General features: G+C 67.0%; 21 protein-coding genes and 1 pseudogene. 8 read left to right on the forward strand and 14 right to left on the reverse strand.

Features of this window, described 5'->3' with window-relative positions:
* The first annotated feature begins 36 nt into the window (after window positions 1-36).
* Both ACOOHC_RS00125 and ACOOHC_RS00130 read left to right on the forward strand, forming a co-directional pair.
* Window positions 37-489 (forward strand): hypothetical protein, encoded by a 453-nt coding sequence (locus tag ACOOHC_RS00125; RefSeq protein ID WP_420451989.1) that lies wholly within the window; start codon window positions 37-39, stop codon window positions 487-489.
* A 170-nt stretch (window positions 490-659) separates the two neighbouring features.
* Entirely contained in the window at window positions 660-1,934 is a 1,275-nt protein-coding gene (locus ACOOHC_RS00130) for an ISL3 family transposase (protein WP_420451721.1), read from the forward strand.
* Between the two features lie 166 nt (window positions 1,935-2,100).
* Here the strand turns inward: ACOOHC_RS00130 and ACOOHC_RS00135 are convergent, their stop codons facing one another.
* Together ACOOHC_RS00135 and ACOOHC_RS00140 are read right to left on the reverse strand one after the other, a co-directional pair.
* Window positions 2,101-2,508 carry a VOC family protein gene (locus ACOOHC_RS00135; RefSeq protein ID WP_420451990.1) on the reverse strand — a complete coding sequence of 136 codons (408 nt, stop codon included), beginning with the start codon at window positions 2,506-2,508 and terminating at the stop codon, window positions 2,101-2,103.
* A gap of 20 nt (window positions 2,509-2,528) precedes the next feature.
* Window positions 2,529-3,239, reverse strand: a complete 711-nt coding sequence (locus tag ACOOHC_RS00140) for an alpha/beta fold hydrolase (RefSeq protein WP_420451991.1) — start codon at window positions 3,237-3,239, stop codon at window positions 2,529-2,531.
* Between the two features lie 57 nt (window positions 3,240-3,296).
* Between ACOOHC_RS00140 and ACOOHC_RS00145 the strand changes: the two genes are divergently transcribed.
* Window positions 3,297-4,274 (forward strand): helix-turn-helix transcriptional regulator, encoded by a 978-nt coding sequence (locus tag ACOOHC_RS00145; RefSeq protein ID WP_420451992.1) that lies wholly within the window; start codon window positions 3,297-3,299, stop codon window positions 4,272-4,274.
* Between the two features lie 235 nt (window positions 4,275-4,509).
* Here ACOOHC_RS00145 and ACOOHC_RS00150 read toward each other — a convergent pair whose 3' ends face one another.
* The 6 genes and pseudogenes from ACOOHC_RS00150 to ACOOHC_RS00175 form a co-directional block, all read right to left on the reverse strand.
* On the reverse strand, window positions 4,510-5,355 hold the full coding sequence (locus ACOOHC_RS00150; protein WP_420451993.1) for a DUF4097 family beta strand repeat-containing protein: 846 nt from the start codon (window positions 5,353-5,355) through the stop codon (window positions 4,510-4,512).
* A gap of 68 nt (window positions 5,356-5,423) precedes the next feature.
* Window positions 5,424-6,062, reverse strand: a pseudogene (locus ACOOHC_RS00155) (response regulator); the annotation flags it as partial.
* Complete coding sequence (locus ACOOHC_RS00160; protein WP_420453831.1) at window positions 6,050-7,252, reverse strand: sensor histidine kinase; 1,203 nt, start codon at window positions 7,250-7,252, stop codon at window positions 6,050-6,052. The pseudogene ACOOHC_RS00155 and the gene ACOOHC_RS00160, both read right to left, overlap by 13 nt.
* Window positions 7,253-7,512: 260 nt before the next feature.
* Window positions 7,513-10,035 carry an FtsX-like permease family protein gene (locus tag ACOOHC_RS00165; protein ID WP_420451994.1) on the reverse strand — a complete coding sequence of 841 codons (2,523 nt, stop codon included), beginning with the start codon at window positions 10,033-10,035 and terminating at the stop codon, window positions 7,513-7,515.
* A gap of 14 nt (window positions 10,036-10,049) precedes the next feature.
* Window positions 10,050-10,829 carry an ABC transporter ATP-binding protein gene (locus tag ACOOHC_RS00170; RefSeq protein WP_420453832.1) on the reverse strand — a complete coding sequence of 260 codons (780 nt, stop codon included), beginning with the start codon at window positions 10,827-10,829 and terminating at the stop codon, window positions 10,050-10,052.
* Between the two features lie 195 nt (window positions 10,830-11,024).
* Window positions 11,025-11,390 carry a hypothetical protein gene (locus tag ACOOHC_RS00175; RefSeq protein WP_420451995.1) on the reverse strand — a complete coding sequence of 122 codons (366 nt, stop codon included), beginning with the start codon at window positions 11,388-11,390 and terminating at the stop codon, window positions 11,025-11,027.
* 325 nt (window positions 11,391-11,715) lie between these two features.
* Between ACOOHC_RS00175 and ACOOHC_RS00180 the strand changes: the two genes are divergently transcribed.
* Window positions 11,716-12,987 carry an IS256 family transposase gene (locus ACOOHC_RS00180; protein WP_420451164.1) on the forward strand — a complete coding sequence of 424 codons (1,272 nt, stop codon included), beginning with the start codon at window positions 11,716-11,718 and terminating at the stop codon, window positions 12,985-12,987.
* A gap of 87 nt (window positions 12,988-13,074) precedes the next feature.
* Here the strand turns inward: ACOOHC_RS00180 and ACOOHC_RS00185 are convergent, their stop codons facing one another.
* Both ACOOHC_RS00185 and ACOOHC_RS00190 read right to left on the reverse strand, forming a co-directional pair.
* A complete protein-coding gene (locus ACOOHC_RS00185; protein ID WP_420451996.1) occupies window positions 13,075-13,806 on the reverse strand; it encodes an alpha/beta fold hydrolase in 732 nt (243 codons plus the stop codon).
* A 93-nt stretch (window positions 13,807-13,899) separates the two neighbouring features.
* The gene (locus ACOOHC_RS00190; RefSeq protein WP_420451997.1) at window positions 13,900-14,256 is read right to left on the reverse strand and encodes a VOC family protein; all 357 of its coding nucleotides are present in this window, start codon (window positions 14,254-14,256) and stop codon (window positions 13,900-13,902) included.
* A gap of 154 nt (window positions 14,257-14,410) precedes the next feature.
* On the opposite strand from ACOOHC_RS00190, the gene ACOOHC_RS00195 reads away from it, so the two are divergent.
* A complete protein-coding gene (locus ACOOHC_RS00195; protein WP_420453833.1) occupies window positions 14,411-14,863 on the forward strand; it encodes a winged helix-turn-helix transcriptional regulator in 453 nt (150 codons plus the stop codon).
* A 57-nt stretch (window positions 14,864-14,920) separates the two neighbouring features.
* On the opposite strand, the gene ACOOHC_RS00200 is transcribed toward ACOOHC_RS00195, so the two are convergent.
* On the reverse strand, window positions 14,921-15,844 hold the full coding sequence (locus tag ACOOHC_RS00200; RefSeq protein WP_420451998.1) for a DMT family transporter: 924 nt from the start codon (window positions 15,842-15,844) through the stop codon (window positions 14,921-14,923).
* 129 nt (window positions 15,845-15,973) lie between these two features.
* On the opposite strand from ACOOHC_RS00200, the gene ACOOHC_RS00205 reads away from it, so the two are divergent.
* The 3 genes from ACOOHC_RS00205 to ACOOHC_RS00215 all read left to right on the forward strand — a co-directional run bounded on the left by ACOOHC_RS00205 (window position 15,974) and on the right by ACOOHC_RS00215 (window position 17,819).
* Window positions 15,974-16,420: a MarR family winged helix-turn-helix transcriptional regulator gene (locus tag ACOOHC_RS00205; protein WP_420451999.1), complete on the forward strand. Its 447-nt coding sequence runs from the start codon at window positions 15,974-15,976 to the stop codon at window positions 16,418-16,420.
* 149 nt (window positions 16,421-16,569) lie between these two features.
* Window positions 16,570-16,971, forward strand: coding sequence for a VOC family protein (locus ACOOHC_RS00210; RefSeq protein WP_420452000.1), 402 nt, complete (start codon window positions 16,570-16,572; stop codon window positions 16,969-16,971).
* Window positions 16,972-17,027: 56 nt separating this feature from the next.
* Window positions 17,028-17,819 carry an NAD(P)H-binding protein gene (locus tag ACOOHC_RS00215; protein WP_420452001.1) on the forward strand — a complete coding sequence of 264 codons (792 nt, stop codon included), beginning with the start codon at window positions 17,028-17,030 and terminating at the stop codon, window positions 17,817-17,819.
* A 54-nt stretch (window positions 17,820-17,873) separates the two neighbouring features.
* Here the strand turns inward: ACOOHC_RS00215 and ACOOHC_RS00220 are convergent, their stop codons facing one another.
* From ACOOHC_RS00220 to ACOOHC_RS00230, 3 genes are read right to left on the reverse strand one after another with little or no spacing between them, the layout of a single operon-like run.
* On the reverse strand, window positions 17,874-18,164 hold the full coding sequence (locus ACOOHC_RS00220; RefSeq protein ID WP_420452002.1) for an AzlD domain-containing protein: 291 nt from the start codon (window positions 18,162-18,164) through the stop codon (window positions 17,874-17,876).
* A complete protein-coding gene (locus ACOOHC_RS00225) occupies window positions 18,161-18,826 on the reverse strand; it encodes an AzlC family ABC transporter permease (protein ID WP_420452003.1) in 666 nt (221 codons plus the stop codon). Before ACOOHC_RS00225 ends, ACOOHC_RS00220 begins: the two co-directional genes overlap by 4 nt.
* Entirely contained in the window at window positions 18,823-20,097 is a 1,275-nt protein-coding gene (locus tag ACOOHC_RS00230; RefSeq protein ID WP_420452004.1) for an MFS transporter, read from the reverse strand. Before ACOOHC_RS00230 ends, ACOOHC_RS00225 begins: the two co-directional genes overlap by 4 nt.
* Between the last annotated feature and the right edge of the window lie 28 nt (window positions 20,098-20,125).

A 20,125-nucleotide genomic window follows, 5' to 3' on the forward strand; every position in this document is an offset into this window, starting at 1 on the left:
GCAGATCTGACGCTGCTCCGTGAGCGGTACGACGAGGTGATCGAACGATGGGGCGGGAAGTCGTTCGCGCGACCGCTTGGTTGGGCGGTACCGATCTGTTCAAAGCCGAACCCTGGTATCGCTGATCTCGAGAGACTTGCCGGCGTCGCCCACCTGCGACCCTTCTATCGCTACGGCAACCACGCCATCCACGGCGGACCACGCGCAGCGGCCATCCAGCGAATCGACATCGACGGTGAGCCGCACCGGACGCCGGGCGCGACTGTCTACGCAGACTCTGCTGAAACCGGCCACGGCGCAATCATCCTGCTGCAGCAGGTCAACGCATCAATCTTGGGCGAGCTGAGACGTGGCGACGGCATTGACACTGACTCGGTTGTCGCTCTCGGCAGCCTCAACCAACTGGTCGACCGATGCGGAGCAGCCTTCGGCGTTGCGGCGGACACCGCCCGAAATCGCGGTTGGTTCTCGCATGGCCCTGACGACTGACGACGCATTTAGCTGAACCTGCAACTCGACCGGAACGGGCTCGGTTGCACGCATATCACGCTCTTCTGCTCTGTCCGTGGGTGAGTTGAGGGCCTATCCGCGGGTGCACCCCGCCTGATTCCTAGGTTTCGCGCTGTCGAAGGCTCGAAACTGAAAGGACGGCAGACGGGGTGCTGAACACCAAGGTATGGGAGAAGGCGTGCGGGTTGACGCGCACGGTCGTGGAAGGGGTCCGTGTCGACGACACCGATGGATCGATCGTGGTGTCGGCACGACCTGATGCGAGGGCTCGTGGCCGCTGCGGACACTGCCATCGACGTTCGCCTCGCTACGACCGTGGTGATGGTCGTCGGCGGTGGCGGGCGTTGGACGCCGGCACGACGAAGGTGTTCATCGAAGCCGACGCACCCCGGGTGCGTTGCCGCACGCACGGACCGACGGTGGTGGCAGTGCCGTGGGCTCGTCATGGGGTCGGCCACACCCGCGACTTCGACGACTTGGCGGCGTGGCTGGCGGTGCGCACCTCGAAGTCCGCGACGTGTGAGTTGTTGCGGGTGGCGTGGCGCACCATCGGTGCGATCGTCACGCGGGTCAATGCAGATGTCGAGGCGCGTGTTGATCGTCTCGACGGGTTGCGACGGATCGGGATCGATGAGATCTCCTACAAGCGCGGACACCGCTACCTGATCGTCGTGGTCGATCACGACACCGGCCATCTGGTGTGGGTCGGCCCTGGCCGCACCGACGCCGACTTGGAGGTGTTCTTCGACGAACTCGGCAACGAACGCGCTGCGGAGTTGACCCACATCTCTGCGGACATGGCGGGCTGGATCGCCCGCGTCGTCGCCAAGCGAGCCCCGAACGCCGTGCGCTGCGCCGATGCGTTTCACGTCGTCGCGTGGGCCATCGAAGCGCTCGACGTCGAGCGTCGCCGAGCCTGGAACCAGGCATCGGGACGAAACGCGATCACGACCGTCATGTCCCAGCGAGGACGCGCACGAGGCACCTCGCTCGGCATCGCACGCGCCCGCTACGCGCTCTGGAAGAACCCCGGCGATCTCACCGAGAACCAACGCGCCCAGCTCGACTGGATCGCCAAGATCGACCCTCGGCTCCATCGCGCTTACCTGCTCAAGGAAGGACTGCGGTTCGTGTTTGCCGTCAAGGGTGACGCCGGCAAGCACGCGCTCGACAGGTGGTTGTCGTGGGCGCGCCGGTCGCGAATGCCGGCCTTCGTCGAACTCGCCCGCAAGATCGTGAAGCACCGAGTGGCGATCGATCACGCCCTCGACTCCGGGCTCTCCAACGCCCTGATCGAGTCGACCAACACCAAGATTCGGCTCCTCACCCGCATCGCGTTCGGCTTCCACGGACCCGAACCCCTCATCGCCCTCGCCCTGCTCGCGCTTGGCAGCCACCCACCCGCCCTCCCAGGCCGAACCTGACCCACGGATACAGCAGAAGAGCGGCATATCAACGGAGCGCAACCGACGCTGAAACCGTCCGCTATCGGCACGGGTGGGTGCAGGTGATCGCCCACATCTGCGCCGACTTGCGCCGCAGCGAAGGTGCTGGCTCAAGATTCCGTTCGAAACCTCGTCGCAACAACCCTCATTCGGTGGTCTCGATCAAATCGGAGACGTGGTGTCGGATCGTGTCGTCGTCGGGGTGGCCCCATCCGATGCAGAACGGATGTCCTGCGGGATCGGCGAACACCTGGAAACCTACTTCTTGCTCGGTCGGGTCGTGGTCGACGAACAGCGGGCGAGCGCCGAGTTCGATGACGCAAGCGCATGCGGCGGTCGGGTCGTCGACGTGGAGATCAAGGTGGATCTGTTGGCCGGGTGTGCCGTGGGGCCAATCGGGTGGTGTGTGGTCGGGGGCGTGCTGTACGCCGATCAGCCAGGTCGAGTCGGCGTCGACGACACAGTGGAACCGGGGGTCGTCGTCGACCACGGCACCGTCGAGCACCTCGGCCCAAAAGGCGCTCTCGACATGGACATCGGCGGCGTCGAACACGACCACGTGACGGACCAGCTTCACCCACCATCACCCCTGTCGATCGACTGCGCGTCTTCCGCGGCGTCGGCGATGAGCTGTGCGAGGTTGTCCGGTTGGGTGATCATGGGCCAGTGTCCCGAGTCGATGTCGACGAGGTCGAGGCGTTCGACCCGGTCGAGTTCGGGAACATCGCCGGCCGAAACCCATCCTCGGACGTCGGCCGGTGTGAACTCGGGGCACACGACGGTGAGTGGGACCGAGAAGCGTCGATCGTCGCCGTAGGCGACGTGACCGTTCGCGACGTCGGCGGGAACCGCAACGGCGAGCTCGGCGAGACGTTGCCTCATGCGTTCGTCGAGATCGGCGGCGTCGGGTCCCTCAAACGGCTCCCAACCCGGGAACGCCATTGCGCCGTCGACGATGTCGAAGAAGGCGGCGTAGCTCGACCCCGATGCAGCGGGGAAGCCACCGATCAATACCGCACCGCTGATCGCAGTGGGTCGGCGGTCCGCGACCAGCCACGCCAACGTCGCCGCGGCGGAGTGTCCGACGACGAGCGGTTGCGTTGCGGCGTCGACGGCATCGAGCGCGGCGTCGAGCTGATCGTCGAGCGTCACCGATGGCGTTGCGTCGTCGACACCGGGCAATTCGAGCGGAATCGGGCGGTGACCGAGCCGGTCCAGCGCTTCAACGGTGTCGGCCCACACCGTGGCCGGCATCCAGAGTCCGGCGATCAAGATGATGTCCATGCTGGTTCACCGTAGAACGCATTCCGGACGGAACAGATCCTGAATACGCTCGACGCGATGTCGTCGTCGATCAGCGTCCCGGTCGCACACGCCCTCCGGGTGCTGCGCTTGCTGCAGGCGAATCCGGGAATCGGCGCCGCCGAGATCGCAGGGCGCCTGGAGATCTCCGAACGGGCTGTTCGCCGCTACATCGCCACCCTGCGATCGGTCGGTATCTCGATCGACTCCACTCGCGGCCGCTACGGCGGCTACCGGATCGGTCGATCCACCGAACCACCCCCGCTCGTGTTCGAATCCGGCGAAGTACTCGGGCTGGTGACGGCCGTCCTCGACGGCCACCACGCAGCCGCCGATCCCGACGACCCCGTCGGCTCCGCGCTCAGCAAACTCATTGCCTCACTCCCCGCAGCCACCGCACGCCAGGCCTCGATCGTTCGCAGCCACGCCCGCGCCGCACCCGACCGCGGCGCCGCACGCAGCAACCCGACCGTCGTCACCTCCCTCGCCGACGCGCTCGCCGAAGAACGACGCGTCCGCTTCGACTACACGACCAGTGCCGGACGCACCTTCGAAGTCGACTGCGACCCGTGGGCTGTCGTGGTCCGCCACGGCCGGTGGTACCTGCTGTGCCACGCACACCGACCCGACGCCACCCGCTCCTACCGCATCGACCGCATCACCCGCCTCGGCACACTCACCGCCGCCACCACGACCGCACCCCCGGCCGACTTCGACCCCGTCACCGCGCTCGAAGCCCACATGGCGACCGGCTGGGAGTACGACGCCGTCATCGACTTCGACGCACCCATCGGCGACGTCGCCCCCTGGGTTCGCCCACCAATGGGCCGACTCGAAGCATCCCCCGACGGCCAACGATGCCGGCTGCGGGGTACGACCAGCAACCCTCAGATGTACGCATCAGAATGGCTCGCCCCGATCCCCCACCCCTTCCACGTGCACGGCGGACCCGAACTCCGCGACGCCGTCCACGACGTCGCCGTCCGACTCACCAACGCCACACCGCCCTCCCCCTGACAACGGCCAGACACGCTCGCCGCAACCGAAGCTCAGAACGCAGGCTCGGGGTCGTGGTCGTTCGCTACTGAAGATGGTGCGGCCGACGATCCACGCAGGCCTGCCCAGCTGGCTCTCCGCACGAAGCCGTACTGCTCGAAGAGTTCGATCGTCGCTGCTGATTGAGAACCGCCACCGCCCGTGCGGCGCCGACGTAGCTCATCGAAGGCTCTCGACGTGATCTCGACGTGGCGGCTCAACCGCGTTCGGTCCGCACGCTGACCGAACCGTTGCGTGTGTGGGCGTCGATGCGGCGATCGCTCCGTGAGTCGACCGGCACCGAGACCGTCTCACCGCCGTTGTCGCTGGATGCGTCGACGTCGTAGGCCTCGCCGGTCGCCGGGACGACCACCTCCACGCTCCCGTTCTTCGACTCGGCGTCGACGGCCCCGGGCGGGCGGTCGAAGAACAACCTGGTCGAGCCGTTCTCCGTCTCGGCGGTGACGACCGGTGCAAGCGCTCCGCTCGCTCGGATGCTGCCGTTGTCGGTCTCGAGCCGCAACGACGTCGCCTCCAACGCATCGGCTTCGATCGATCCGTTGTCGCCGCCGATGTCGACGGCTCCGAGCACGCCGCGAAGTTCGATGCGGCCGTTGTCGCTGCGGACCGTCACGTCGGTGTGGGTCGGCACGTCGATGGTGTAGGTCACGGAGCACCAGGTCGACATCAGACTCGGGCACGAACTTTCGAGGACGAGCTGACCGTCGACGACCTCGGCCGACACGTCGGGAGCGCGGAGTCCCTCGCTGATCGTCGTCGTCACGGTGACCGCGTCGGCGCCGTCGTCCGAGCGGACGGTCACCCAGCCATCGTCGTTGTCGATCGAGACGGCTCGGATCTCGGTGTAGTCGACGATATCGGTCCGTTCGCCGTGGGCGAGCACAGCCACGACGTTCCACGTGCCCCACCCGAGTGCGAGCAAAGTCAGCACGCTCGCGATGGGGAGCCATGCGCGCCGGGCCACCGCGGGGGTAGGTCCGCCCTCCTCGGCACTCGTCGGATCCGTCGAAGTTCGGTCGGGTGCGATCACAGAATCGGTCATCGTCGCTCCTCGTCGGCCTCATGCGCCGCTCGTCGGCGGCGAGGCGTCCGGTAGTCGCCGCTGCGGTCGTCGAGCCAGTGCAGCACGGCCAGGACCCGGCGGTGGTCGTCGTCGATCGGGATCAGATCGAGCTTGGTGAAGATGTTCCCGACGTGCTTCTCGATCGCCTTCTCTCCGACGACGAGGCGACGGGCGATCGCCGGGTTGGTCCGACCCTCCGCCATCAGTTCCAGCACCTCGCGCTCGCGTGGCGTCAGACGTTCGAGCGGGTCGAGACGGCGGCTGCGGCCAAGCAGCTGGGCGACGACCTCCGGATCGAGCGCGGCGCCACCCTCGGCGACGCGGCGGACCGCACCCAGGAACTCCCCGACGTCGGCGACACGGTCCTTCAACAGATAGCCCACGCCCTCGGTGTCGCCGGCCAGCAGCTCGACGGCGTAGCGCTCCTCCACGTACTGGGACAACACGAGGATTCCGACCTGCGGCCACCGCGAGCGCACCTCGATCGCGGCGCGCAGTCCGTCGTCGGTGTGGGACGGCGGCATCCGCACGTCGACGATCGCCAGGTCGGGCTCGTGGCGTTCGACCACCTCGATCAACGATGGTGCGTCGCCGACGGTGGCGATCACGTCCTCACCGGCATCGGCGAGGATGCGCGTCAGCCCGGCGCGCAGCAGCACGGAGTCCTCGGCGATCACGATGCGCACGGCAACTCCACGGTGAGCGTCGTCGGACCGCCGACCGGACTCAGCACGTGCACGGTGCCACCCAGGCCGGTGACCCGGTCGCGTAGCCCTTGGAGCCCGGTGCCACGGGATGCGTCGGCGCCGCCGATGCCATCGTCGCGGACCTCGACGACGAGCCGACCCGCCGACCGGGCGATCGACACGACCGCGCGGGACGCCTGCGCATGTCGGGCCACGTTGGCGAGCGCTTCGCTGACGACGAAGTACGCAGCGCTCTCGACGGGGGCGGGCAGACGTACCGATCCAGCCGTCTGTCCGGCGGCGAGATCGACGTCGAGCGTGACGGGCACCGGTGACCGGGCGACGACGGCGGACAGCGCAGCGTCGAGCCCGCGGTCTTCGAGGATCACCGGATGGATACCGCGAACGAGGTCGCGGATCTCGCGAAGTGCGGCCTTCGCCTCCTCGTGGGCGTCGATGACCAGTCTCGTCGCCTCCAGCCGGTCGGCGGACGGGATCGCGTCGTCTATGTCGTGCGTATCGGCGGCGAGTTTGTCGCGGGCGGCACCGAGATCGGCGGCGAGCGAGACGAGGCGCTGCTGGGCTCCGTCGTGGAGGTCGCGTTCGATGCGGCGACGTTCGGTCTCGGCGCTGACGACCGCCGCACTCCGTCGCGATTCCAGCCGGCTCACCTCGGCGCGCAGCAACTCGTCGCCACGTGGGCCGATCAGCGCCTGTGCGAGCGTGGCCTCGATCGACGCCACCGCCGCCGTCACTGGCGGAGCGACGACCAGGATCCCGACCAACCCGACGACGACGGCCGTCGCTGCGCCGCCGCCCTGGCCGATCTCGAAGAAGTAGAACTTCGCAGTCTCGTCGGGAAGCGCCGACACGTAGGCGGGCAACGCGATCAGCGCGAGCGACCCGCACCAGACCGCGACGACCACGGCGAAGCCGATCGCGTCGACCGGCAACCGCACGAGATGGTGGGCGATCTCACGCCATCGGGGTTGGCAGCGGGCGCGCTCCCACAACCGACGCACGAACCCGCTCGACCGCAGCGGAGGCACCGGGTCGGCGATCTCCACGCCGAGGAGACCGGCGACGCGAGAGCGTTGGACACGAGACAGACCGCGCGCGACGGCGAACAGAAGCCAGGCGAACGGGATGGCGAAGACCACGGTGACGAGCAGCCCGATGGTCACGGCCAGCGGGACGATCGTCAAGACGAACGCGATCGGTGCGGTCATCATGCCGCTGACGACGTAGGCCAGGCTCCTCCACAACCGGACCGGATGGCGCCACGACCACCCGGACACGGCGACACGGTCACCCGGCGGGGCTTGGGTCGGCGTGGTCGCATCATCGGCTCTCACGAACCGGTCGTGCGTCGCATCACGGTCCGGGGCGACGACCCGAAGCGGCTGCGACCCGGGAGCCGACTCCGAATCGGACGCCGTGGTCGAGTTCGTCATTGCGTGCTCAGTGCGTCGATGACGTCGAGCCGGGCGGCTCGGCGGGCGGGACTGATCGCAGCCACGGTACCCGACGCGGCGGCCACGGCGACGACGATCGCAAGCGGGCCGACGGGGATCGCGAACCCGCCGATGCCCTCCTCGGCCTCGATCGCCCGCATCAGCCCCCACCCCAGGAACACGCCGAGCCCGACCCCGCCGGCCGTCCCGAACACCGCCGTCAGCGCGGATTCCCAGCGCACCGTCGACCGGAGCTGCGAGCGGGTCTGGCCGACGGCGCGGAGCAGCCCGAGTTCCCGCGTCCGTTCGTGGACCGCCAGCGACAAGGTGTTGGCGATCCCCATCAGGGCGATCAGGACGGCGAGTGCCAGCAGCCCGTAGATCAATGCGAGGAGTTGATCGATCTCCGCGGCGATGCCGTCGACGTACTCGTCACGTGTCTGGACGCCGGGCGCTGCGAACTCCGCACCGACACGGTCGACAGCGGCCGCGCCGTCGGCCATGGAGACATCCTCCGCGAGATCGACAAGGACGGCGACGTCGCCGCGGAGTTCGCTCCCCGGAGCGTCGTCGAGCGTGACGATCAACTCGCCAAACAGCTCCGTGCGCGAGTAGATCGCTCCGACCCGCACGGTGGTGTCGGTCCCGTCGGCCAGCGTGGCGGAGAGCTCGTCGTCGAGGCCGACGTCGAGTTCGTTTGCGTACGCCTCGCCGATGGCGATGGACCCGGCGTCGAGACCTGCGAGCGATCCGGCGACGGGGTCGAGGTCGATCACGGCTGCGAGCGCCGTCGGATCGACCGCCGAGGCCGACGTCGGGTCGCCCGCGACGTCGATGGGTGTGATCCGCACCGCAGCCGTCGCGTCGACCTCGGCGAGGGCGGAGACCCGGTCCGACATCTCGGGATCCAGTCCGGCTCCGGCGAACGACGCCGGTTCGATCACGAGGTCGCCGCCGAACGACTCGTCGACGGCCGACTCGACGGCGTCGGTGATCGACGCGCCGAGCGTGGCGAACAACGCCACCACGGCGGTTCCGACGAGCAGCGCAGATGCACTCGCCGCCGTCCGACCCGGGTTACGACGGGCGTTGCGGTCGGCGAGTCGACCCGTCGCACCGCGCAGCATCCGAACCGGCGCACCGAAGGCCGCCACCGCCGGCCGGACCGTTGCGGGGCCGAGCACGACAGCGCCCACGACGACCAAGAGCGCTCCCGCACCCGCCCAGAGGATCGGCTGGTCCGTGCGCGAACCGGCGACGATCGTGATCGCCACCCCCGAGCCGAGCATGACGACGCCGATCGCAGCACGCACCAACGACCGGTCGGAGCGGTCGACCGCGACGTCGCGCAGCGCTTCGATCGGAGCGACCCGTGACGATCGAACCGCCGGCGCGAGACTCGCAACCACGGTCACGACCAACCCGACGGCGCATGCGACCGCGACGCTCGTCGTCGACACGGTGAGCCCGTCGTCGGGCAGATCGACCCCGACGTTGTCGATCAGCCAGTTCAACCCGACACCCAGGCCATAGCCGACGCCGACGCCGATCCCGGTCGCGACGACACCGATCACGAGCGCTTCGGCGACGGCGTGCGCAAACACCTGGCGCCTGGTCGCACCGATCGCACGCTGCAGCGCGGCTTCGCGTGTGCGCTGGGCGGCGAGGATCGACAGCGTGTTCTGGATGCTGAACGCCGCGACCACGACGGCCACACCGGCGAACGCGATCAGGAAGATGCGCACGAACCCGAGGAAGTCGCTCTCGACGTCGGCGACCATCTCGGCGCTCAGTTCGTCGCCGGTCAGCGCTTCGACACCCTCAGGCAGGGCGGTTTCGATCCTCATGAGCAGCTCTTCTGCGGATGTTCCGGGCGAGGCGGCGATGCGGATCGTCGACGCACCCGGCCCGTCCGCCAAGAGCTTGGTCGCCCGGTCCGGCGTGAACGCCGTGAACGTCGTCGGGCCGAGACTGTCCGCCTCGCCGAACGTCGCGATCCCCACCACCGTCACCGGTGTCGGCGTCGGGGTGAGCACCGCGATGTCGTCGCCGACCGAGATGTCGCCCAATGTCGCCGATCGGCGATCGATGACGACCTCGTGGTCGGCGGTCGGGGATCGTCCGTGGGCGATACGCCACGGGCTGAGCGCTGCGTCGTCGATCCATGCGCCACCGGAGGTGGGTGGGCCGTCGCCTCCGATCGGTGTCCCGTCGGTGCCGACGATCTGGGCGATGCCGTCGACGGTCGGCACCGCGCGCTCCACGCCCGGCAGATCGGCGACATCGTCGACCACCCCCGGCTCGAGGAGCTGGCGTTCGGAGTTCTCACCGGCGCCGACCACCGAACCACTGCGCACGACGACATCGGTTCCCGCATTCGCCTCGGCGAACAGGTCGTCGAACCCGGCGCGCAACGTGTCGGCGGTCGTGAGCGTCGCGAATAAGAACGCGACTCCGAGCACGACGGCGACGCCTGCGCCGGCGAGCCGGCGCTTGCGCAGCCACAGATCGGACAGCATCGTTCGGAGCACTCTCAGACCTCCAACGTCTTCAGGCGGTCGAGCACGACCGGCGCAGTCGGATCGTCGAGGTGGTCGATGACACGACCGTCGACGAGGAACGTCACCCGATCGGCGAACGCCGCCGCACGTGCGTCGTGGGTGACCATCACGATCGTCGCGCCGAAACGATCCACAGCGTGGCGGAGGAATCCGAGCACGTCGTCGCCGGAACGCTGGTCGAGGTTGCCGGTCGGCTCGTCGGCGAAGATCACCTCCGGTTCGTTGGCGAGAGCGCGGGCGACGGCGACGCGTTGCTGCTGGCCACCCGACAGCTCGCTCGGCCGGTGCCCGAGACGGTCGCCGAGGCCGACGACGTCGATCACGGTATCGAGCCAGTCGGCGTCGGGGCGTCGGCCGGCGAGCACGGACGGCAAGGTGATGTTCTCGTATGCGTTCAACGTCGGCATCAGGTTGAACGACTGGAACACGAAGCCGATCCGCTCTCGGCGGAGCAACGTCAGCTTGCGGTCGCTCAGCGCAGCCAGTTCGACGTCTCCCAGGAACACCCGGCCTGACGTGGGCCGGTCGAGGCCGGCGAGGCAGTGCATCAGTGTGCTCTTGCCCGACCCCGACGGTCCCATGATCGCGACGAACGACCCGGTGCCGACGTCGAGGTCGACGGAATCGAGCGCCGTCACCTGCGTGTCCGAGCGGCCGTAGACCTTGGTCATGGCGACCGCACGAGCGGCCGGGGTCGTCGCCGGACCGTTCGGCGGCGTCGAATCCCGTGGGAGGGTCGGGGTGGAGGACATGCCGTCGACCGTACGGATCGACCAGGCGGCGTTCGACCGGGCACACCAACGAGTGTGGGTAGGGATTTCCCTACCGAGGGGTGACTGGCGACGAGAACTTCCGAACCCGCTCGAAGGATCTCGATGTTCCACGCCATGCGTTGCGTCGGACTTCGCGTGACGCTTCCGGCTTTTCTCGAACCGAACCCTGCGGGGTCAGATCCGCACGAAGCGCATGTGCATCCAGTCGCGCCACCCTTGTCCGTCGTCGCGTTCCCAGAGTGCGGTCATCACATCCGCTCCGTCCGGCCGCAAGGTGGAACGGGTGTCGCCGGCATCGAGTCGCCAGGCCCCGTCTTCGAGTTGCCGGAACGTTGTCTCGTCGTAGTCGCCTGACGTGGTGAATGCGCGCCCTCGAAGATGTCCGTGCTCGTCGGGATCACCGATGAATTCCAACGCTTTGGTGGACTCGGTCCCCATCATCACGTCGACTCGATGGATCATCCAGCGCCCGCCGTCCATCATTTCGTACTCATCGGTCCCCGAAATCGTCATGAGATCTGTGCCGTCCGGCGCGAGCATCGTGCCCGACGTCTCCCATCGACCAAGCACGAACGACAGCCCCGTCCAGTCCCGCTGACTTCGCCATCCCTACCACCCCTCACCAACGACGCGAACGAGTCCGGTGTAGAAGTCTTGCGCCGCCGTGACGTCGTCAACACGCAAGCCGAGACGAATCGAGTTCGGAAGCATCGACCCACCCTACGCATATCGCAATCCGGCACAGCCCGACATCGCCGTCCCGCTGTACAGGATCGACTCGGCTTCAGGGGACTGTCAGATCCGCGGTGTAACTGGTCTGGCCTGAAACGCTGAGCGACTCGCTTGGCCGGAAGGACAGACAACGATGACAGACCATGATGTGGCGGTGGTGACACCGTCGGATGAGACGAGCGAGGAGCGGCCAGATCGGTCGCTTGCCGAGCAGCTCGTCGACCAGGCACGATCGGACGGGCGGAATCTCGTCGGCCCCGGCGGGCTGCTGAGCGATCTCACGAAGCAGGTCCTCGAGACGGGTCTCGAGGTCGAGATGGAAGAACATCTCGGCTATCCGAAACACGCCGTCGAGGGCCGCAACGGTGGCAACAGTCGCAACGGGACACGTTCGAAGACGGTGATCACCGAGATCGGCCCGATCGAGCTGGAGGTGCCACGCGATCGTGACGGCAGCTTCGAGCCTGAAACGGTGCGCAAGAACCAGCGCCGGCTCGACGGGGTCGACTCGATGGTCATCTCCTTGACGGCGAAGGGTTTGACGACTGGTGAGGTCGAAGCCCATCTGGCCGAGGTGTACTCGACGAACATCTCCCGCGAGACGATCTCGAAGATCACCGACCGGGTCCTGGGCGAGTTGGCCGAGTGGCAGAACCGGCCGCTCGACCGCGTCTATCCGGTCATCTTCATCGATGCGATCGTCGTGAAGATCCGCGACGGTCAAGTCGCCAACCGGCCCGTGTACGCGGCGATCGGTGTCACCGTTGACGGTCAACGCGACATCCTCGGCCTCTGGGTCGGCACCGGTGGCGAGGGCGCCAAGTACTGGTTGCAGGTGCTCACCGAGATCAAGAACCGCGGCGTCGAAGACGCCTGCATCGTCGTGTGCGACGGACTCAAAGGCCTGCCCGAGTCGATCGAGGCGACCTGGCCGTTGGCGATCGTGCAGACCTGTGTGCTGCACCTGATCCGCAACACCTTCCGCCTCGCCAGCCGCGCCGACTGGGACAAGATGGCACGCGATCTGCGACCCGTCTACACCGCCGTCAACGAAGCCGACGCCGCAGCGAGATTGGACGAGTTCCACACCATCTGGGGCAACCGCTACCCGGCGATCCAGTCGCTCTGGAAGAACGCGTGGGCCGAGTTCGTGCCGTTCCTCGACTACTCACCGGAGATCCGCCGGGTCATCTACTCGACGAACGCGATCGAGTCGTTGAACGCCCGGTTCCGGCGAGCAACGAGGGCACGCGGTCACTTCCCCAACGAGCAAGCAGCGCTCAAATGCCTCTACATGGTCGTGCGGTCGCTCGACCCGAAAGGCACCGGCCAGGAACGCTGGATGAACCGCTGGAAGCCCGCCCTCAACGCCTTCGCCATCACCTTCGAAGGCCGCCTCTTCTAAGGCCCTAAGATCCCAACAACAACCATGAGCCAGGTCAGTTACACCAACGATCTGACAGTCCCGGCTTCAGGCCTGGCCCGCTCGATGTCAATCGTTGGCCGCAGTCGTCGCTGCTTCGAGGAGGACTCGGTCGAGTTCCTCGGGGCAGCCGAGCATCGGCCAGTGACCGGCGGGGACGGTTTGCAAGTCCCACTTGACGAGGTCGGACCGGGCGAGGTCGTCGGGAAGTGTGGAGCGTGGGTCACCGCTGCTCCCGACGTTGGCGATGACGGTGACGTGTTGTTCGGTGATCGGGCGTTGCATGCTGGCCGCATCGAGGATCGTGCGGCCGGGGTGCGGAACGAGGCGCTGGCCGAGCCAGCGGGCTTGGTCGACGTCGAGGGCTTCGTCGGCTTCGATCCCCGCGGTGGGGGGTGGCGCCCAGACCATGCCGGCTCGTTCGATGTCGGCGCGTTCGGATTCGCGTTCGTCGCTGTTGGAGCCCCAGTCGTCGAGCAGCGATCGGCCGTCGCGGGGGAAGAACCCGGCGACGATCACGGTACGGACGACCTGATCGGGTAGCCGGTCGGCGACGATCCCGGCGATCAGCCCCGAGTACGAGTGACCCACGACGACCACGGGTCGGTCGATCGACTCGACGGCACGCACCGCATCGTCGACGTGGTCATCGAGGCGGACCTGTGCGAGCGACGTTGCCGGCGCGTCGGCGTCGAGCCCGCTCAAGGTGAGCGTGTGCGCATCGACGCCAGTGCCTCGCAGTCGGTCGATGGTTGGCTCCCAGATCCATCCACCCATCCACGCTCCCGGGATCAACAGCATCGCCGGGGATCGGGACTCGTCGGTGGGTTGCGAGCCGGGCCGCTCGCTGGTGGAGGGACGGGTCCGATGTTGTTGCATCGCCGTGGCCCCGTCTCAGTACTGCTCGCGGAAGTTGCCGATGATGGTGATCGTGTTGCCGTCGGGGTCGGCGATCGCACAGACCCGAACGCCCTTGTCGACCTCGACGATGTCACCGGTCTCGATGTCTCGATCTTGCAGTTCGGCGACATGGTCGTCGATGTCGGTGACGGCGAGGTTGGCGAGGCTGTGCCCGGCGTGGTCGGGCGAGTGGAAGATCTGGATCCAGCCGGTGTCGGTGGTCCGCAACTCGGCGAGTTCGCCGGGCATCGGAACGTTGGTGGCTGGCGTGTCGAAGAAGCGCTGGTACCAGTCGTGGCTGGTGTCGAAGTCGCTGACGGCGACGACGGCGAGGGTGTGCTCGACGCTCATGTCGGTTCCTTTCAAGGGATATGACTCAGGTCACCGACCGATTGCGAACTGCAATCGGTCGAGTGGCCAGAGTAGCTAGACTGGTTGCGTGGAGCAACCAGAAGGTCGAGAACTTCTCGATGTCGGGGGCGGGCGGTCGGGGTGTCCGATCAACATGACGATGGAGTTGCTCGGTGACCGGTGGAGCTTCGTCGTGTTGCGCGACATCATGTTCGGCGGCTGGACCCGCTTCCGCGAGCTGCTCGACAACTCACTCGAAGGGATCGCCAGCAATGTGCTCGCCTCCCGGCTCGCCAAGCTCACCGACGCCGGGTTGCTCACCCGCAACGCCGTCGAGGGGCACCGCCAGAAGATCGACTACTTCCTCACCGAACCGGCGATCCAACTCGTCCCGCTGATCGTCGAACTCGGCGATTGGGGGTCACGCTGGCTCCCCACCAGCAACGAACTGGCCGTGCGGGCCCGGCTCCTCGCCGATGGCGGGCCGCAGATGGCTGAGCGGTTCATGGGCGAACTTCGCGCGATCCATCTCGACGGCTCCCCGCGACCGGACGACGGCGTCCTCACCGAACTCGACACCGCCTATCGCGAGGCGCAGCGCACCTGACCGTCCTGTGGTGGACGTCGAAGAGCAGGTATGGATCGCGAGCGCCGTGTGGCGTGGTCACCGTCTGAGCGCTGGCTGGTCGATCGTCGTCGGCGGCGGGATGGGTGTGGTTTCGGTCGAGCCGAAGGTGGCGGCGTAGGTGATTGCTGAGATGGTGGTGGCGAAGCCGAGGATCTGGATGATGGTGAGGTCTTCGGCGAGGAGGAGCCAGCCGAGGGTGGCGCCGGTGAGTGGCGCGGCGAGGCCGAGAACGGGTGGTGCCTGTGTTGGTAGGCGTTGGATGCCGGAGAACCAGATGACGAAGGCGATCCCGGTTGCGATCAGGCTGAGGTAGGCGAACCCGGCGACGTTCGTTGCCGACATCGCTGGCGGTGGCCCCTCGACCACGAGTGCGAGTGGGAGCAGGATGACGGCGGCGAGGAGCATCTGGATTCCGGTCGACGCGAGACGGTCCGGGAACGCGGGGAGTCGTTTCGTGGCGACCACCCCGGCGGAGAACGAGGCGTTCGCTTTCAGTGCTGCGACCACACCGACGGGGTCGATGGCTGCGTTGGGGCGGATGACGACCATTGCGACACCGGCGGCTGCGGCAATCCCGATGGCGATGTCGAGGTGGCGCATCGGCCGACCGACGACCGTCCACGTGATCAACCCGACAAGCAGCGGTTGGACACCGCCGACCGATGCGGCGACGCCGCCGGGAAGTCGATAGATCGCGATGATCAGGAGCGGGAAGAAGACCCCGAAGTTGCACATCGCCAGCAACGTCAGCCGACCCCACTCGCGCCGGTCGGGCCGCCACCGGCACCGCCACCAACCCACAGCGAAGAGCAGGAGCCCGGCCGGCATCACCCGCAGCCATGCGACCAGTAGCGGACGGCCGTCGGGCAGCAGTTCGGTGATCGTCACATAGGTCGTTCCCCACAAAATCGGTGCAAGCACCGTGACCAACGCAATCGACATCTGACGATTCGCCTTCACGTTCGTTACCTTAACATCAAACTACTAGACGTCGAGCAACTCCAGTACGATGTGGGTGTGGCTGGTGACGCCGTCGATCGAATCCTCGAACAGTGGGCACACGTGGACCCCGATCTTGACGTGTCACCCATGGCGATCATCGGACGCCTCTCGCGCCTGTCACGAATCATCGACCGACGGCTCGCGGAGAACTTCGCCGCACACGACATCGACGACTGGATGTACGACGTCCTCGCCACCCTGTACCGCAGCGGCGAACCATGGGAACTCTCCCCGACCGAACTCGTCGAACACACGATGGTCACCACCGGCGCAATGACCAACCGAATCGACCGCCTCAGCGACCGCGGACTCGTCACCCGCCGACACGACACCGACGACCGCCGACGCATCGTCGTCGCGCTCACCGATCACGGGAGAGCGCTCGTCGAAGCTGTCGCTCCCGACCACTACCGATTCGAAGAAGCGCTCCTCGCCGCGCTCAGCCCGACCGCACGCAACCGCCTCGAACGAAACCTGCGCACCCTCCTGATCGACCTCGGAGACACCCCACCCGAGGAACCAACACACTCATAGTGAACACGTGCTGAGCGCTGTCGGCGACAGTCCGCACGGCCCGCCGAGATCGCGCTTCTCTGCCGGATCAGGGATCGGCCCGAGGCGCCTTTCCGGCCATCCCGAGAGGGCTCGGCCCTGCCGTCGACGACACGGTTTACGTTGTGGGCATGACCGACTCCGACAACTCCACGGTCCGCCAGCTCCGTCTCGTCGTCGAAGCCGAAGACTTCGACACCGCCGTCGCCTTTTACCGCGACGCGCTCGGGCTTTCCGAGCAGGCGGCGTTCGAAGCCGACGGCGACGAGCGTGTGGTCATCTTCGATGCGGGCCGGGCCACTCTGGAGTTGGCCAACCCCGCCCAGAAGCGGATGATCGATGACGTCGAGGCCGGCGGCCACGAAAGCGACCGCATACGCGTCGCGTTCGAAGTGAACGACACCGCCGCCCTCACCGACCAACTCGCATCGGCCGGCGCCGACGTGCTCGCCGAGCCGACCATCACACCGTGGAAGTCACTCAACTCTCGCCTTGCCGCACCCGCCGGACCGCAGGTCACGTTGTTCCAATAGATGGAGCAGTACGACCAACGCACACAGGGTGACGGCTTCGGGACCACCGAACGTCGATGACGACCATGTCGACGACGATTGCCATCGCGTCGAGTCCGACCCACGCCCTCATCGTTGATGCGATGCGACAACGATTGATCGAGGACGGTCACGAGATCAGCGACATCTCCTGGCCCGCCGATCCCGGTCAGGCGGTCGCTGCGGTGTTCGTGGCGACCGACCCACCAGCCGTGCCGAGCATTGTGGACGGGCTTGCGGCCTCGGCGACGCCGCCGAGGGTGGTGCTGTTGTCGTCGCCGGCGGCGCCCCACGAGCGGTCGCTTACCGGTGATCAGCAGTGGTTCCTTCCAGCGGAACGGAGTCTGGAGGCGAGTGATCTTGATTGGGTGATCGTGCGACCGGTCGGGCTGATGGCTGCCGCGATGTCGTGGCGAGATGACATCGTGTCCACGGCAACAGTGCGACACCCGCTGATCAACGCTGCGTATCCGCATGTCCACGAAGACGACGTTGCCGATGTCGTCGCAGCGTGTCTGCTCACGCCCGATCACGATGGGCAGAAGCTGATGGTGACCGGACCCGAATCAGTGACACCGATCGAGCAGACCGCGGCGTTGAGCCGCGCACTCGATCGGCCGCTGGAGATCGAAGAGCTGTCCGACGACGAAGCACGTGAGCGATGGCGCAACGCTGGTTGGGATGAGGACTCGATCGAGCTCGAGCTGGCACTGCTGAATGACTATGTCGACCAGGCACCCAGGGTCCGAGACACGGTCCAGCGAGTGACCGGCGGAAATGGGCGTTCGTTCCGCAAGTGGGCGGTCGACCACGTCGACGACTTCCGATAGCTCGTTCACCCCTCACTGTGCTGGGCGGGGTCCGTACGTTTCGTACACGTCGAGTCAGATGAAGAACCGGCTGAGGGCTGTGGCGGCGACGGCGATTGCGACGACGGTGAGTAGTTCGCGTTTCGCCACGATGGCGGCGATCGCGGCTGCGAGTCCGACGGTTCGGTGGTCGAGGACCAGCTGGTTGTCGGAACTGAGGGTGCTGGTGACGATCAGCGCGGCGAGGATCGCAGCGGTGACTGGTTGGGCATACGGTTCGATTCTCGTCGTCGGCATGACGATTCCGGTGGCGCGGAAGGCGTAGGTGCCGAGCGCGAGCACCACGATCGCAGCGAGGATCGTCACGGCTCAGTTGCGATCTTGGGTCGCCCGATGACGCCAATGGTGAGCCCAGCAGCGACGGCTGCCACGACGGGCATCCCGACCGGAAGTGTCGGCACCGCTATCAACGCGACGATCGCTCCGGCGAGCGCAGCGAGTCTGGTTGCCGTGTTGGTGAGGAACGGAATGAGAAGAACGGCGAACACGGCAGGAAACGCGGCGTCGATCCCGAGCGTGGCGGGGTTGGCGATGGTGTCGCCGACTATCGCACCCGTCACGGTGGTGGCGACCCACACAACGAAGAAGCAGATCCCACTGACCCAGTAGGTGGCTCCGGCGTCGTTGGGTTCGGCAGCGGCGGTGATGGCGATCGTCTCGTCGCTGGCGAGATGGGCTCCGAGCAACCGTTTCCAAACCGGTTCGGCTTTGAGGGTGCGGGCGGCGAGGGTGCCGTACACGACGAGGCGCGAGTTGACGGCCAGCCCGGCGAAGGCCGCCGCAGCGGGGGTGCCCGACGCAAGGGTCTGGACGAATGCTGCCTGGGCGCCGCCGGAGTAGGCAAACACCGACATCACAGCAACATGGACGCCGCGCAGCCCTGTGCCGGTTGCGACCACCCCGAAGGCGAAACCGTAGGCGCCGATGGCCAATGCGACGGCGATGATGGTCCGGTCGGGCTTGGTCACTGCTCGACGCGCGGTTGGGCGTGGGGATCTGTGCCGGCATCAACGGCAGCTTGGTAGGCCGATGTGGTGACGATCCGCGACACGCAGGCGGCGGCGATGACCAGTCCGATCGTGGCGGCGTAGAACGGTGCGGTGAGTCCGACGTTGCGGGCCAGGATTCCTCCGAAGAGCGCACCGACGGGCAGGGCGCCAAGGCCGACCAGGCGGTAGGCGCTGGTGACTCGACCGAGCAGCTCATCGGGCACTGCGGCTTGGCGGAGGGTGATGACGATGACGTTGCCGATCCCACCGGCGAAGGACCCGAACGCAAGCATCACCGCTGCGACGGCGGGGCTGGTAGTGATCGCGACGCCGAGCGCGCCGAGTGCTTGCAGACCGAGGTCGACGAAGACCAGCGATGGGCCTTGCCCGATCCGGTCGATGATCCGCGGGGCGAGGGCGGCACCGGCGATGCCACCGATCGCAGCGAACGACAACAAGACTACGTAGCCGGCGTCACCGAGTCCGAGGCGTTCTTGGGCGACCAGGACGAGCACACCGAGGGTGGCAGCTGAGAAGAAGTTGCTCACCCCGGCGATGATCGCCACGGTGCGGATCAGGCGGTGCTGCCAGAACCAGGCGAATCCCTCCCGGATCGCGCCGAGCATCGCGGGCGCGTCGGGATCGGGTTCGTGGCGCAGGGTCGGCACGAACGCCACCAGCGCCCCGGCGATCGCGAACGCGGCGCCACCGGTCAAGAACGCCGACACCGCAGCAACGGCGAACAGAGCAGAGCCAGCCGGAGGACCGACGAGTTCATTGAGAACAGACTGCGTCGCGAAGATTCGCCCGTTGGCCCGCTCGAGGTCGTCCTTGCGGACGATTGCAGGAAGGACCGCGAGTGCGGCGTTGTCGACCACTGTTTCAGCGGTGCCGAGCAGGAACACCGTGGCATAGAGCACGCTGAGATGCTCGACACCGACAGCCAGTGAAACACCCAGTCCGGCAAGTGCTGCACCGCGAAGCAGGTTGGCGACGAACATCATCCGCCGTCGGTCGTAGCGGTCCACGAGAACACCGCTCGGCAACGTGAAGACGAACCACGGAAGGCGTTGCGCGACGACCAGCCCCGACACCAGCACCGGATCGCGGGTCACGCTGGCAGCGAGCAGCGGTGCCGCCGCCAAGGTGATCCCGTCGGCGAGATTGGCCGCCCCCGTGGCCATCCACAGTCTTCGAAACCCAGATGAGCGGACACCAGCTGCCACCGGTTCGGTTGGACTAACCGTCATCCGGTAAATGCTAGTGTGAACGTTCACA

Source organism: Ilumatobacter sp., assembly GCF_965215205.1.
Taxonomy (GTDB): domain Bacteria; phylum Actinomycetota; class Acidimicrobiia; order Acidimicrobiales; family Ilumatobacteraceae; genus Ilumatobacter_A.